A 13,965-nucleotide genomic window follows, 5' to 3' on the forward strand; every position below is an offset into this window, starting at 1 on the left:
ACGGGCGGCAGCCAATTACCATCCGTGTCACGATCGCGGTTCTTCCTACTACTTAACGCTAATTAGCGTCGAAGCGGAATTCCAGTCTCAATCCCTCACGAGCTCCGCAATTTTGCCGAGCGGGCTGACCCGGACCTTCGCGGCGTGGGGCTTGCCGGGCGGCGCCAATTCCTTCAGGTCGCTCGGCGTCGCCGTGAATTGTTCGCGCTTTGAATTCGGCACTTTTTTTCCCTCGGCGTCCTTGCGCTCACCGGCCGCACGGGCGTCCCAATGGGGCACCAGCACAATGCCGTTGGGCTTGTCGAGTTTAGCAACGACGAAGTAGCCGACCGGCCCGGGCGGCTCACCTTTCTTCGCGGGCTTGCCCTTCATCATCAGCATCTCGCCCTCGCAGAGGCTCATCACAAACCGCCCGTCCTTCTCGTTGTCGGACCGGTCCACAAGCGGATGGGCCGACTCGATCTCCCGCAGCAGCGGGCGGTACTTGGCCCGCTCGGCTTTCGAGAGCTTGCGAAAATCCGTCGGTTTTGGAATATCGGCCTTTCGTACCGCGCGCAGTTTGGCGAGCTTGCGCTGCGCGGCCTCGAACGCGGAAACGACCTCACCTTTCCAAACCTCGACTCCTTTCTTGTTCGCACGGACGCGAACCTCAATGTGATGATTATTTTGGCCGTCGTAAAGGCGTATCGACGTTGGATCATCGAGCTTCCGACGTTTCCCGGTCGCATAATCACAGTGATCGCGGCCAACGGTTACTGGGTCGTTGTTGCTCCACAGTAGAACGACGCTATGGATGGGTACGCCGCTATCCTGCGTAAGCGGCCCGTGAAGATCGATAGACCGTTTCAGTTCGACCTTTGTGAATGAATCAGGGTTCAGCCCACGTTGCTCAATCCGCCTTCGTAGTAGGCGTCGCAGACCGGGGTCGCGCACGATTCCACCTTTTTCAGGCTTTGGATCAACAATTCTTCTGGTAAAGGCATTTGACTTTATGAATCGACGAGCCGCCTTTTCCGCCTCCGGCGCAGACAGCCTCTTCTTGCCGACGCGAAATCGCCGTGCCAGTCGCTCGATCGCCTCGTCATCGCTCTCTTCACGGGGTAGACGTAGATGCGTCGGCTTTAGGAAGTCCGTTGGTGCCTCGCCAATGACTGCCTGGCGTACGGTTACACGCGTCTTGACGAGCTCACAATGGACTGTTCCGTTTTGCTTCCAAACATCGACCACGGGTCCATACTGCGTTGCTTTATGCAGCGCGCCGATGAGCTTGCGCTTCACATGGCGGTGACAGACTGGCCGCTCCACCGGGCCGTCGCCAAACACCGCGTCCTCGACCGCCTCGCGCAATTTGTCGCCGGTATTGAAAGGCCGCGGCGGCGAGATGGGATGGGCGCGGCGGTAATTCTCCATTTGCTGCTCGTCGGCCGTGTTGACTCCCTCGACGTCGGCCCTCATCTCGCGCTTGTCCCAGTCGGCGCGAACCTGTTCCGTCGTCAGTGCAATGACAACCGCGTCGATCGCATGATGCCGATGATCGCCTCGGTCCTTTTCCCTGCGCTGTTGTTCTTGCTCGGTGGTGAGTCCCTTCCGCTTTTTGTCATGGCGATCGAAGAACAGCCCCCACTCGCGCCGCAGGCGGCTGGTCCAGATGCCGTCGGTCGTGAAAATGCGCCGCTCCCCGCCCCGCTCCGGCAAGCCCTTTCCGTCGTAAATGGCGTCGGCCAGGTAGGCCATCACCTGGCGCGTGGCGTATTTCGTCGCCGCCTCCTGCCGCGCGGTCATTTCCCGGATGTCCTTCACTTCCTTTTTGAACTGATCGAGCTTCGCCTTGTCATCCCAGGCCCTGAAATAGCACGACCAAAGAGCCATGCCGTTGGCGTTTTTCATGTCGGAAGCCTTGGGGCGTTCGACGTCGGCATACATTTTTTCAGCCCAAGCAATGCCTTCGGCGAAACCTCCTGGGAGCGTCAACTCCCAAAATTGACGCGGCGTGCGCCGCTCCATCTCGCGGTTGCACTTGGTATGTGCGAGGACGATGTTGCCAAGGCCGTTGTGACCGCCGCTAGCGCGTGGGATGATGTGAGCGACTTCGCATCCTTCGCCGATGGCCGCCTTGCGGAGCGTCAGGCCATCGTTCCCGTCGGGGCCGATCCGCTTTCCGCATAGCGGGCAAATGCAACCTTGCTGGACGGCCAGTACAACGCGGTCGACCGCCGCGCGCTGCTGCGTCGCGCTCACGGAGTGAAGATTGAACTCCTCGAGGATGTCATTCCGAATTCGATTCCGTAGGCGGTTCTTGAACAGCAGCCGGTCGGCGTCTTTTTTCCCCATCCGTGCTTCGCGGGCCAACTCGATAAACACGTAGTCGGGCCGCCTGCGAAAGGTCACCATATACTCGACCAGGTGCCGCCGCACCTCGTGGATCGCTTTCCGCACGACCGGATTGCTGAGAAGCGGGGCGGGCGGCGGCTCGGCAAGCGGCTTGCCGTCGCAATCGAGCACCGGCTCACCGTTGTGGTACAGGACGTGTTTGGCCAAGTAATGGCGGTCCCTCGCTGTGGCGCCCTTGGCGCCCGTGGCATAGCGTTTGAATTCAGGCGAATTTTCAGCGTTCTCGTGCGCTTCTGAAGACGATAGCCCTTCCTCCAGCAGCGCCTCTGTGAGCTTTCGCTTGACGGCCTGAGCATGAGCCTTTCGGGCCTCGATCTGTGTCATCCAGCGATGTCGGGCGGGGTCGAAAGCGGTGTCTTTCCGCCAACGAACTGGAATCTGCCCGTCCTGGCCATCCACTTCCGTAAACGCCTCATCCATGTAAGGAAGGATTTTGCAGACAGCGCGGCGACTCATTTTCAGTCGCTTGGCATCGAGCTTGGGCCGGCGTTTCCAGGCGGCGACGAGCGCATCCGCCTGAGTTTCGGAAAGCGCGGCCCACGTCATCACGCCGCTTTTCAAACGCTCCGCCGCACCCTCTTGCTCGGGATCGAATTTCAGGATTGCGCGATTGATTCCCTCGCGGACGTTCGCCCGCATTGCCGACCATTTGTCGAGCGTTACCGCGCCGTGGACGATCTCGCGGCTGAACCAGTCGGTGTTAATCTCGCGGTTTTCATCGGCCTCGATGTTGAAGCGAAATTGGCTGTGCTTGCTGAACCGTTCGCCCCAGCCTTCATCCGCGGTGCCCATGAGCCGCCGCAGATCGCTCACCGTGACTTTCGTTTTCGGGCGCTCGGCCGCCGAACCGTTTGCCTTCTTGGTTTTCTTGGGCTTTTCCATGCCGAGCGGCCCGCTCAAGTAGGCCCTGATTTTCTCGCGTTCCTCGACCGTGAGCGGCCGCGGCGGCTTGCCGCGTTCAATGATCTTAAGATTGTTTACTGTCTCAATGACGAGGTAGCACGAGGCGTACATGTCAGCGTGCGGGGCGCAGCGTTCCGTGGGCTCGAGAACGCAGCGCCCCAAGGTGCCAAGATCCCACGACGCCCGGCGCTGGCCGAATAGTAAACCGCGATGACGCCAAATCGCGTCGCCTGATTCGTCGTCGAGCGTCCGGCGCAGTTCATCCGTGAGCAGCGGCGCCGGCTCGCCGGCGAGCGACTTTTGCTTATCCCAAAGCCGGCGGAATTCATCGCGGATCATTTCGCGGTCGGCGCAGTGCTCATAGATGCCTGGTTTATTGCGGACCGCCGCGCGAAACTCACGTGGGCCTTTGCGCTTATCGGTTGGTCGCCGGTCCGGTGTGGTAATGGCGGTCACGCGCTGGGCCCGAATTGCGGCGATGAATTCGCCGAACGTCCCCACGTTCAGATCTCGCATTTTTGCGCGCACTTCGTTGATGGCGGCCTTCACTTTTCCGTCATCGCCGCTGTCACCGTCATCGGTTTCGTCGGGTTCGGCGAGTTTGAGTCCGAGCGCGCCGCGACGCTGCGCTAGGTGCAGGAGTACGCGACCAAACTGATGTGCCGTCAGCGGCTCAGCCAGACCTCTGCGCCGCAGTTCCCAAGGGTCCGTGGTTTCCAACAGCCGCTTGAATTCCTCAGAGGTGGGTGGCAACAGGCCCACCTCGATGAGCTTCAACCGCAACTCGCGTTTTCGCGTGGCCCGCCGCCGTAGCGTGATTCGCGTCCGCCGTGTCATGCGGCGCTTGGCGTTCTTCGGATCACCGCGCTTGTCGTCCGACTCGTCAACGCCGGCAGGGAAGATCGAAACTCCCGCGGTGATTTCGCCGCTGTCTGTATCGGTCCACACGGAGCCGACGGAGTTGGAACCAATGTCGAAGCCGAGGTAGGTAGGCATGTGAAAACCGAGCGCGAGACCCTTGACGAAGCCGTCCGTGACATTTATCCTGTTCCTCCGTGTAACCAATCCCGTCCTGCGGTTTTACGCAACAAGAGTAAATCGCAGGCACCGCCTTACGGCGACCGCCGCAGCCCGCACAAACGGCCTGCGGCTTTTTTGTTGCCGCTGCAGATTAACGCGCCTTCCGAGTGGCTGCAACCATTGTCCGGAATGCCATGCCAAGCGGCGGAGCACGCTCCTGCGTCCCGCCGTCTGCGGTCCACGGCCTACGTAGCTATTTGACCCGCCATGGGAAACCAGGGCGGCTTTTTTCATGCGCCGGCGCGGGGCCCTGCCACGAGCGGCCAGCCAAGGTCGGTCGGCCGGGGCCAATGCCCGGCAGCGGCCGACCGGCCGCAGCCTTGCCCCAGTTCTTTCACCACGAAACCCAGGCTGCGAAAGGCGTCGGCGCAGCGCTCTTCGAACAACAGCGGAACGTTTGCCTCGTCGTCGACCGACGCTCCGCAGGCCAGGTCGGCCAGATCGCGGAGTCGGGCCGGCAAGAAGGGAAACCGCACGCCCGCGCCGCCGTAGCATAACCGTCCTCGGTTGTGCTCATCGCGATTGTAGGTGCGGCTGCCGTCTCCGCGACCATCCACATCGGCGTCTTCCTCTCTCGGCGAAGGCGAAGAGATCCTGATTCCCGCGGCGGCGATGGAATCGCGATCATGCCCCTCGGCACGCATCTGGAGTACCGCGTCGCGCTGCTGCTGGTTGATCCGCTTCGGCATTCCGCACACCGTCCCGAAAGCCCAACGCCGCAAACGGCGCGGCATCATGCCCGTATTTTGTGGCGTTCGGACGTCCAAAAGTCAACGACACCTCCGGCTTTTTGCCGCCGAACGCCTTTCGCCGTCTGCGGTGTCGTTGGGCGTCGCCGCGTCGGGACCTGGCAAGAATCGAGCGGGAGTGACGCGACATGGCGGTTTAACCGGACCGCTGAAAGCCTTACACTGGGCAATTCACACTCAGCTTCGAACAACGCCCCCCAATGTCTTACTTGGAACTTGCCATCCTGCTGCCCTGCCACAGCCTGGAAGACTTTCCGGTCTATCAGGAAGGCCCCGACGCCGAAGGGCTGCTGGCCGCCTGGTCGGCCCTCTGGCACCCGGTTTTGCTGGCCGACGCGGGGCGGTTGCCGACCTGGTATCGGGCCGACAGCCCGCCCGACGAAGTGGCCGACCGGCTGTTCGTGGTGCCCGCCCCCAGCGAGCCGCTGTTGATCGCCGGCTGGACCAGCCGCGCGCACGACGAACGGGCGTGCGTGGTGCGCAAGACGCGCGAGCGAGACCAGATCGTGGCCGCGGCGTTGGCCAGGCTGCCCGACGCGCCCCAGGTCGATCGAGAGCTGACCGCCGATTTCTTGGCACTGGGCGTGTGCTACCTGCTCGTCGAGCTGCTGACACGGCAGATGCGGTACATGAGCAACATCGACGAGATCCATCTGCGCAATCAAGCGGTGGCGGCGGCGACGGCGGCCTGCGAGCGGCGCCATGACGATGCCCGTGAAAAGCTCCGTGCGTGCTTTGAAGTGCTGACGGAGGCCCGCGAGCGGTTTTATCCCGTCGAGGCCTATTTGATCGACCTGGTGCTGGTCGCGCCCACCACGCTGGGAGCGAACCTGCGGCAGGAGCTGGCCGACCCGGTGCCCAAAAGTCTGCTCATTTCGGGCGAGCTTGTCGAACGGCTGGCCGAGCAGCAGCCGGAGACGCTGGCCGCACTGCGCGAGGCCTTGGAGCGAAAAAGCGTGTCGTTGGTGGGCGGCGAGTACCTGGAAGACGAAGTGCCGGTGCTGCCGATCGAAGCGGTGCGGCACGAGTTCGAGCGCGGTCTGGCCGTCTACCAGCGTGTGTTGCAATCGCGGCCGCGGGTCTATGGCCGGCGTCGATTTGGATTGTCGCCGCTGCTTCCCGCACTGCTGAATTCCGCGGGCTTCACGGGCGCCTTGCACTTCACGCTCGATGAAGGGCAGTTTCCTCACAGCGGCCAGTGCAAGACCCGCTGGGAAGGTCTCGACGCCAGCAGCATCGACGCGCTCAGCCGCTTGCCGCTCGACGCCAGTAAAGCCGAAAGCGTGCTCGGCTATTCGCGAAAGATGGGCGAGACGATGGACATGGACCACGTGGCGACGCTCGTGTTTGCGCATTGGCCTGGGCAAACCAACCTCTTTTTTGGCGATCTGCGTCGCATGGCGGCCTACGCGCCCGCGCTGGGCAGGTTTGCCACGCTCGACGACTATTTTCAAAGGACGGACCGGCCGGGCGAGCTGACCAAGTTTCGGGCCGATCAATATCGAGCACCTTACTTGCGGCAGGCAATCATCCGCGAAGAGGCGAATCCGCTGTCGCGCATCGCCGATCGCCATGCGGGCCGAGCGCGGTGCGAAAGCGCGCGCGCCGTGGCGGCCTTGGCCGACATGCTGGCCGGCTCCCGCGTGGGCCCACAGATCGATTTGGAGGCCGTCGGTCCGTGGGGCGGCCTTCCCAGGCCGTCTGAGCCTAACGACGGCCTAGGAAGGCCGCCCCACGCTGAGTTGGCCGCCGCCGCACTGGCCGAAAAACTGTCGGGCGCCACCGCGTCGCCCGGTCATCTTCTGTTCAATGCCCAGCCCTTCGCCAGGCGAGAAGTGTTGCGCCTCCCGCCGTCGGAACTGCTTCCCGCCACAGGTGGACCGGTCGTGACGTCTCAAACGGCGAGCGATGCGACGCAGGTCGTCGTGGAACTGCCGCCGATGGGCTTTGCCTGGGTTCCGCAGGGAACGGCGCCGCCCGCCGCGCCGGCGGCGAAGCGCAAACCGAAGACTGCCGAAAAAGAAATGGCCATCCAGAACGATCTGGTCCAAGTCGTGGTCAGTCGCGAAACCGGCGGCATTCGCTCGGTCTACGACGCCAACCAGCGCGGCAACCTTCTGTCGCAGCAACTCGCCTTTCGGTTGCCGCCGCCCAAACCGAAGCCGGGCGATGTGTGGCGCGACCCCGACGCAGACGCCGGCTATTCGAGGATGGTCGCGCGCAGCGTGGAGATCACGGCAGCCGGGCCGGCTTACAACGAAGTCACGAGCAAGGGCGAGCTGGTCGACCCCGAAGGCAAACGGATCGCGGGCTTCACGCAATGCGTGGGGTTGTGTCGTGGCTCGCGGGTGGCGGTGCTGGAGATCGATCTCGACACCGACGTGCCGCCACGTGCCGATCCGTGGAACTCGTATTATGCGTGCCGTTTTGCCTGGGGCGATGAATCGGCCGAGCTTCGCCGCAGCGTGGGTCTGACTTCGCAGGCGACCGACGCCCGCAACTTGGAGGCGCCCTACTTCATCGACGTCCGCGCGGCGAAAACGCGGGCCACGGTCCTGACCGGCGGCTGGCCGTATCATCGCCGTGTGGGCAACCGCATGCTCGACAGCCTGCTCATCGTGCGCGGCGAGTCGCGGCGGCGGTTTCGGCTGGGGATCGGGGCCGGCCTGGCCCATCCGGCGCAGCACGCCTTGGCGCTCCTCGACCCTCCGCTGGCGCTGGAGCGAAACGCGCCGCCCAAATCCGCTTCGGGCTGGCTGTTTCACATCGACGCCAAGAACCTGGTCGCCACCCACTGGGACGCCGTGGTCGAGGGCGACCGCGTGGTTGGTTTTCGCGCGCGTCTGTGGGAAACCGAGGGTAAAGCCGGCCGCGTTCACCTGCGTTGCTTCCGGGCGCCAACCGCCGCGCGGCAAATCGACTTTGCCGGCGAAAGGCTCGTCGAACTGCCTGTTGAGGGCGATACCATCGTGATCGACTTCTCGCCCTTCGAATGGTTGGAAGTAGAAGGGCGGTGGTAGGACATCCCCGCGAAAAAACGCGCCAGGGGCGACGTCTTCGAATGGACGGAAGAATGCAACGAGCGATTCAGCCCGCCATGACTCGCACCTTGCCTTGCGCCCGCGGGCGTGGAGGAGAGACGGTAATTTGCACGTCGCAGCCCAGCGCGTTCAAAAAGCGGAACAGTCGGTCGGTCGAGAAACCGTCCAGCCGGCCATTCAGCAAGGCAGAAACCTTGGGTTGGTTGATTCCCAAAATCTTACCTGTGGCTGCTTGGGTCAAGCGGCGTTTTTGTACAATTCTCAGGATCCTCGCCGCTAATTCGGCTTTCGCCAAGTATTGTTCGGGATTTGGAATCCGTAGGTCGGCAAACACGTTGCCGCTACTCTCGTGGATCGCTGTACTTTCCTTGCTCATTCTTTGAATTCCTGCCGGTATTGCTCCGCGGCGAGTTTCAGCCGCCCCTTGATGATCGCGAGATGCGTCATGGGTGTGGCGGTCCCTTTCTTCGATTTTTTCTGAAACGCATGCAGAACATAGACAATCTTCGAGAACTTCACGGTATAAACGGCGCGATAGGTGTTTCCGTCATGGTCGACGACAACCTCCAGTACGCCTGCGCCGCCGAAGCCTTTGAGCGGCTTTGCCTTGACCGCCTTCATACCGATTTGCGCCAGGTAGAGAGCGTAACCCGCTTCTCGACGAGCCTCGCGCGGAAACGCATCGAGTTCTTCCTTCGATGTCCCCACCCAGCGCAACGGCTTCATGGGCGTCGCCGAAGTCGGATCGTCCATGTGATACTATCCCATTTGCGGGATGATGAGTCAAGCGATTGTTCTGTGCCGCTCATGTCCTCAAACCAGCGCCTCGGCGGCCAGCTCCAACGAATCATAGCCGCCGCATTCGCCGCTGGCGACAACGCGTTCCAGCGCGTCGATCATCTCGCGGTCGTGGCTGAACTGCTGATCGCGGCGCAGCTCCTCGATGGCTTGTGCCGGCGGCATGGCGCCGCGGCCGGGCTGGATCTCCGCGGTCATTTCGTCGTAGGCACGGGCGATCCAGATAATTCGCGTGCCCAGCGGAATGTCGCCGGACGATTGCGGGTCGTGGCCCACGTCGTCCTGGTGTACCAACAGCGGGCTGGCCCCGCTCAGCACCGAACCCAAGGAGTGAATCAGATCGATGCCTCGGAACGTGTACTGATCGAGCTTGGCGGGATCCGTCTCCAGCGTGCCCACGGCTTTGCGAAACACGCGCGTGGTCACTTCGACGTTGCCGATGTCGTACAGCAGAGCGGCGATCCGCACGTCGTCGACCAGCTTGAGCGGCAGCCGCATGGCCACGGCCACTTTCTGGCTCAGCTCGGCCACGCGGACCGAACGGGCTTTCAAGCGGTCATTGGCGCTTTGCAAATACCGCGACAGTACTTCGACCACGCCCACATAGGCCTCGTGCAGCTCGGCGGTCTTCGCCTTGCGTTCGTCGCTCAACGTGCCCACGAGAATGGACACCAGCCCCAGCACGGCGCCCCACACGGTGACCACCAGACCGATGGTCAAGGGCGAGTAGAAGCTGGCGAAGCCCGACAGGTTCGTCACGGTCACAATCGACGCCGACGTGACGCAAAACACCGCCAGAATGCCCGCCCGGTAGGTGCCCAGGAAAAACGCGCAGAGCACCACGGGCAGATAAAACAGGTTCAATACCACCAGCTTGTATCCATGCACCTGGTAGAACAAACACGTCAGGCCGATCACCACGATCAGCAACATGATTTCGAGCGTATGCTGTAGGCCACGATCTTGTTTTCGCCGCATGGCTGGTTTCCTTGAATAGCGAAGTGATGGTTACGGGACAGAGTCTAAATATCTGGTTCATACTTTATGCCGGCGCGGCGGCCAGCAAGCGCGGGCTGGACGGTTCGTTGTGCTCTTCGCCGGCCGGAGTCGCGACGCGCAGCGAAAGCCGCGCGGCCGCGGCGTATTGTTCGGCGATCGCGCGAAATTCTTCTTCGATTTCGAGAAACACTTCGACCAGCCGCGGATCGAACTGCTTGCCCGCCCCGTTGCGGATCATGTGTACGACCTTGTCGTGCGGGAACGGCTCTTTGTAAGGCCGGCGGCTGACCAGCGCGTCGTAGTTGTCGGCGATGGCCACGATTCGGGCAGCCAGCGGAATCGCCTCGCCTCCGATTCCGTTGGGGTATCCGTTGCCGTCCCAGCGTTCGTGATGGCACAGCGCGATCTCGCGGGCCATCTGCAAGAAGTTCGAGGCGCCGAGCCGGCGCTCGATCTCCGCCAGACACTCGCCGCCGATGGCGGCGTGCTTTTGCACCTCTTGGCGCTCGTCGGCGGTCAGGGGACCGGGCTTGTGCAAGATGGCATCGGCGATGCCCACTTTGCCGATGTCGTGCAGCACCGAGCTCGATTCGATCAGACGCACGAACCCCGGCGTAATCGCTTCGCGGTATTCAGGACGTCGCCGCAAAGCGGCGGACAGCCGTTGGCAGTAGAGGGCGATGCGCTCGACGTGCTCGCCCGTGTCGCTGTCGCGTGATTCGGCCAGTTTTGCCAAGCCGAAGATCACCGCGTCGCGCGTCCGCAGCAAGGCCTGCTCGCGGCGCACGGCGCGCTCTTCCGACTTCTGCAGCTCGTCGGTCAATTCGTCGCTGAGCCGTTTGCCGGCCATAAACGTGCAGATCGAGAGCAGGCCGCTCAGCCAGAGGAACGTCATGAGGCCGACCAGCGGCGCCGCCGAATGGAAATCGGCCGGAGACATGAGCACGTTTTCGGCTGCCCGGCAGACGATCAGCGTTCCGGCTTCTTTCGGCAGGCGATAGGCCAAGGCGAATTGCGGTCCTCGCGGCGTGGGGAACGTGCCTTGCACGCGATCGACGCGTGTCTCCGGCGCGGAAAAACTGTCCGTCGTCCAGGCCACGGCGTCGCCTGGGGCCAAAGCCGTCTCCCCGACCGCTGAGAATGCGCTGCGGACGCGCCAGTTCGGACCCACCATCAGCACCCCGTCGCCGGCAGCCAAGTGCGACTTCGCACACTGCTTTTGGACCGCGGCCAGCGCGGCATCGCTCGACAAATCGAGCGGGCGGCTGACGGCCAGCAAAGGTCCGGCCACCAGGGACAGCGCGTCGACCGCCCGGTCCTCGGCGGACCGGCCCGCGGCCAGGAGCAAAAAGTGGTCGTGCATCCAAAGCCCCAGGGCCACGCATGCCACCTGCGCGACGATTCCCACCCCGATATAGGTAATCAACCTGCGCATGTGCCCGATCTCGATCCAGAAGAAGGTCATCGTCTCATCCTGCCTGAGAACCGATGCTCCGCTGGTAAAAACATAGGCTATGGCGGCGCAAGCGCGGGCGGCGACCGGCTTCTGCCTAGGAAAGCCGACGGCGCCGGCTGCCGCGGATGCCAACGAGAGGGTTGGCGCCAAAAAACCGGCTCATGTCGCGCTGCGCGACCGTGCCGGAAGCGCCCATGCGCGTCACGGCGCAAAAACAAACGGGCGTTCCGGCACTGTCCAGCCGAAACGCCCGCTCAAAGCAGATTCCAGCCCTTGCCTGGGTACACGCTTAGCGTCCGCCCCGCATCGAGGGCACCACGCGCTTCTGCACGTCGGTTTCCAACACGCCGAACGCCTGCTCGTGGCGCTGCACGGTGAGTTGCAAGGCGTGCAACATGCGCTTGGCGGTGTAGAAGTTGGTGACGATCCTTTGGTTGACGACCACCGGCTCGGTGGGCACGCCGAACGGTTGCGGATTCAATCCGAAATCGATGATCAGCTCTTCAGGCGTGCCGGTGACCCGACAGAAGTTCGCGTACATCGCAATCATCTTCGAATCATCGACCTTCACGCCCTGCTGGGCCTGGGGCTGCTGGGCCTGGGGCTGCGCCCGGCCGGCGTCGCCGCCGGAAGCCCCTTCGGGGCCGCGTTCATCTTGCTTTTCAGTTGCACTCGACACGGAAGACTCCTTTGATTTTGCCATAATTCTGATTCTCCAAGGCCCGCCGCGTAGGAACTCTCGCGACGTCGGGGCTTGCTGTGGTTATACCACAATCGACCTGATCACAGTAGGCACCGACCAACGGGTGCGGTTCAGTCCTTCAGCTTCCCCGCAAAGCCCGCCGACTCGAACGCCCTGCCTCGTATCAGGTCGACGAACTTGACGGCCAACACGTCTTGAAAAGCCATGAGCACTTTTCGGGCCCCCATGTTGTCGGGCGTTTTTCGCTCCAGCAGCAGCATGCCGTCGTTCGACAGAAAACCGTCGAACGGCACCTGGTCGCCAAAGCTGGTCACGACAATGCCGCGGGTGGGCACGTCTTTGGGCCAGTTTTGGAAATACCGTTGCCAGGCCGAACCGCCGGCCGTCTCCGCCATCGTTGGTCCTCCCTCGATCAAAAACCAACCAAACGTAGCACGCAAAAAAGAGACGGGGCTGAGGAAAGATGCACACGAAGGTGCCGGTTGCACAGCCTGCGACGGGCCTTTCGGATGTGCCGGCTAATCGCTGTCGCCGCTGGCGGTCTGCGGCTCGGCCGGTGGCGATGGCTTGGCGGCCAGCTTGGCCGGCTTGCCTCGGCGTGCCGTGGAGCTGCGCGGGTCTTTGAAAACCTCCTGGCCCTTGAACACGCGGCGGTATTTGATCCGCTCGTCCGAATCGTAGGTGACGAGCACCTGCACTTCCGTTCCGTCGGCCCAAATCTCGGCCGGAATGCCGATGACTTCCCAAAGCCCGCCGGTTGCCACGTCGGCCGCCCCATGCACAAAGGCCCGGCCCATTTTGGCGCGCTTCGTATAGCCCTGCTTGAACGAAAAGACGTCTTCCACCGTGCCGTCGGGCTTGGGTTTGGTAAAGGTCGGTGCGCCGAGTTCGGCAATCACCTGCGCTCGCGGCGTCCCTTCGTGCAGCACGCCCAGGTTCTTTTTGTCTGGCTGGCGAGAGGCCTTCACGGCGGCACAACCGGAAATCCCCGCGACAAAAAACACGGCTGCCGCGCACGCAATCGCGCGCGGCAACAGCCGTCGTTTCAGCCCGAGAATATCGTCCATGGTCCACCGAAGCAGGGAAAGGCGGCGGAATATAGTCGCTACTACCTTGGTCGGTCAATGCGGAACCGATTCTGCAATGGGCCGGGGTGCATAAGGGGAATTGCGCGCGGAGCGGATTCGGTGGAAAATGTCAATCGGAGAGTTTGAAGGTTTTTTGTATGCTAGCCGCCGAGCTGGGCGGATTGGGAAGCCCAGAGAAGAAACGACCATGTTCAAGGATGAACAGAATGATCCGTACGAAGATCACAGCGAACACGAGTGGCAGACCTTTGTGAGCCTTGCCGAGCGACTGGAAATTCCGCTGCGCGAGCTGCTCCAGGAAGATGTCCGGTTCTCGGACATGGAGTTGGCTGGGCATAAGCTGGGAAGGGCGGTGGCACAAATCACCACCGAACGGCTGGCCTTCGCCCGTGCGGAGCGGATGACCGGGCCTCAACCCTGTCCGGTCTGCGGGCGGCAGTGCCCGCTGGTCCATGAAGAACGGGAATTGAAAACGATCGATGGGCCAGTCGAACTGGTGCGGTCCCATCAGTCCCATGATTTATGCGGCGATTTCAAGTGGAACGAGACGATTCTGGCCGGGAGTTTGTTCGGTGGCGGTCTGCCATGATACGAACATCTGGTCCCGAACGGTGGACCAGGTCTTGCTCAGGACGGCAAGCCGCAGGGCCAGAATCGCCGCGCCGCCCTCCTCTTCCCACTTCATGCCAGAGCATTTGAAACGCTGCGAGAAGACGATTTTGCAGGCCGCTTCGGTCACGCCGCTACCAATCGGCGT

General features: G+C 62.5%; 14 protein-coding genes. 3 read left to right on the forward strand and 11 right to left on the reverse strand.

The features are described 5' to 3' along the window. Positions 1–87: 87 nt before the first annotated feature. Entirely contained in the window at positions 88–2,436 is a 2,349-nt protein-coding gene (locus tag VNH11_06290) for an HNH endonuclease (GenBank protein HVA45979.1), read from the reverse strand. A 249-nt stretch (positions 2,437–2,685) separates the two neighbouring features. Between VNH11_06290 and VNH11_06295 the strand changes: the two genes are divergently transcribed. Together VNH11_06295 and VNH11_06300 are read left to right on the forward strand one after the other, a co-directional pair. After that, the gene (locus VNH11_06295) at positions 2,686–3,495 is read left to right on the forward strand and encodes a hypothetical protein (protein ID HVA45980.1); all 810 of its coding nucleotides are present in this window, start codon (positions 2,686–2,688) and stop codon (positions 3,493–3,495) included. A 99-nt stretch (positions 3,496–3,594) separates the two neighbouring features. Further along, positions 3,595–3,927, forward strand: a complete 333-nt coding sequence (locus tag VNH11_06300) for a hypothetical protein (protein HVA45981.1) — start codon at positions 3,595–3,597, stop codon at positions 3,925–3,927. Positions 3,928–4,604: 677 nt separating this feature from the next. On the opposite strand, the gene VNH11_06305 is transcribed toward VNH11_06300, so the two are convergent. Then, complete coding sequence (locus tag VNH11_06305; GenBank protein HVA45982.1) at positions 4,605–5,063, reverse strand: hypothetical protein; 459 nt, start codon at positions 5,061–5,063, stop codon at positions 4,605–4,607. A gap of 260 nt (positions 5,064–5,323) precedes the next feature. Here VNH11_06305 and VNH11_06310 point away from each other — a divergent pair, with 260 nt between their 5' ends. Continuing rightward, positions 5,324–8,143 carry a hypothetical protein gene (locus VNH11_06310; protein ID HVA45983.1) on the forward strand — a complete coding sequence of 940 codons (2,820 nt, stop codon included), beginning with the start codon at positions 5,324–5,326 and terminating at the stop codon, positions 8,141–8,143. A 67-nt stretch (positions 8,144–8,210) separates the two neighbouring features. On the opposite strand, the gene VNH11_06315 is transcribed toward VNH11_06310, so the two are convergent. The 9 genes from VNH11_06315 to VNH11_06355 all read right to left on the reverse strand — a co-directional run. Continuing rightward, a complete protein-coding gene (locus VNH11_06315) occupies positions 8,211–8,540 on the reverse strand; it encodes a helix-turn-helix transcriptional regulator (GenBank protein ID HVA45984.1) in 330 nt (109 codons plus the stop codon). Continuing rightward, positions 8,537–8,917, reverse strand: coding sequence for a type II toxin-antitoxin system RelE/ParE family toxin (locus VNH11_06320; protein ID HVA45985.1), 381 nt, complete (start codon positions 8,915–8,917; stop codon positions 8,537–8,539). The genes VNH11_06315 and VNH11_06320 overlap by 4 nt, the downstream gene beginning before the upstream one ends. 60 nt (positions 8,918–8,977) lie before the next feature. Further along, the gene (locus VNH11_06325) at positions 8,978–9,940 is read right to left on the reverse strand and encodes an HD domain-containing phosphohydrolase (GenBank protein HVA45986.1); all 963 of its coding nucleotides are present in this window, start codon (positions 9,938–9,940) and stop codon (positions 8,978–8,980) included. A gap of 64 nt (positions 9,941–10,004) precedes the next feature. Next, positions 10,005–11,426, reverse strand: a complete 1,422-nt coding sequence (locus VNH11_06330; protein ID HVA45987.1) for an HD domain-containing phosphohydrolase — start codon at positions 11,424–11,426, stop codon at positions 10,005–10,007. A 280-nt stretch (positions 11,427–11,706) separates the two neighbouring features. Next, a complete protein-coding gene (locus tag VNH11_06335) occupies positions 11,707–12,096 on the reverse strand; it encodes a DUF3467 domain-containing protein (GenBank protein HVA45988.1) in 390 nt (129 codons plus the stop codon). Positions 12,097–12,230: 134 nt separating this feature from the next. After that, the gene (locus VNH11_06340) at positions 12,231–12,515 is read right to left on the reverse strand and encodes a hypothetical protein (protein ID HVA45989.1); all 285 of its coding nucleotides are present in this window, start codon (positions 12,513–12,515) and stop codon (positions 12,231–12,233) included. A gap of 123 nt (positions 12,516–12,638) precedes the next feature. Further along, complete coding sequence (locus tag VNH11_06345; protein HVA45990.1) at positions 12,639–13,187, reverse strand: hypothetical protein; 549 nt, start codon at positions 13,185–13,187, stop codon at positions 12,639–12,641. A gap of 130 nt (positions 13,188–13,317) precedes the next feature. Beyond that, complete coding sequence (locus VNH11_06350) at positions 13,318–13,725, reverse strand: hypothetical protein (protein HVA45991.1); 408 nt, start codon at positions 13,723–13,725, stop codon at positions 13,318–13,320. 3 nt (positions 13,726–13,728) lie between these two features. Next, positions 13,729–13,965 (reverse strand): hypothetical protein (locus VNH11_06355; protein ID HVA45992.1); only part of this gene is annotated, 237 nt, incomplete at its 5' end.

The sequence above is a fragment of the Pirellulales bacterium genome (assembly GCA_035533075.1).
In the GTDB taxonomy this organism is placed as follows: domain Bacteria; phylum Planctomycetota; class Planctomycetia; order Pirellulales; family JAICIG01; genus DASSFG01.

What these genes read in the sequence shown, in the direction of transcription:
- VNH11_06315 (HVA45984.1), bottom strand. Translation starts at nt 8,540, where the DNA reads ATGAGCAAGGAAAGTACAGCGATCCACGAGAGTAGCGGCAACGTGTTT.
- VNH11_06325 (HVA45986.1), bottom strand. Translation starts at nt 9,940, where the DNA reads ATGCGGCGAAAACAAGATCGTGGCCTACAGCATACGCTCGAAATCATG.
- VNH11_06330 (HVA45987.1), bottom strand. Translation starts at nt 11,426, where the DNA reads ATGACCTTCTTCTGGATCGAGATCGGGCACATGCGCAGGTTGATTACC.
- VNH11_06350 (HVA45991.1), bottom strand. Translation starts at nt 13,725, where the DNA reads ATGGGACTGATGGGACCGCACCAGTTCGACTGGCCCATCGATCGTTTT.
- VNH11_06305 (HVA45982.1), bottom strand. Translation starts at nt 5,063, where the DNA reads ATGCCGAAGCGGATCAACCAGCAGCAGCGCGACGCGGTACTCCAGATG.
- VNH11_06310 (HVA45983.1), top strand. Translation starts at nt 5,324, where the DNA reads ATGTCTTACTTGGAACTTGCCATCCTGCTGCCCTGCCACAGCCTGGAA.
- VNH11_06345 (HVA45990.1), bottom strand. Translation starts at nt 13,187, where the DNA reads ATGGACGATATTCTCGGGCTGAAACGACGGCTGTTGCCGCGCGCGATT.
- VNH11_06340 (HVA45989.1), bottom strand. Translation starts at nt 12,515, where the DNA reads ATGGCGGAGACGGCCGGCGGTTCGGCCTGGCAACGGTATTTCCAAAAC.
- VNH11_06320 (HVA45985.1), bottom strand. Translation starts at nt 8,917, where the DNA reads ATGGACGATCCGACTTCGGCGACGCCCATGAAGCCGTTGCGCTGGGTG.
- VNH11_06295 (HVA45980.1), top strand. Translation starts at nt 2,686, where the DNA reads ATGAGCCTTTCGGGCCTCGATCTGTGTCATCCAGCGATGTCGGGCGGG.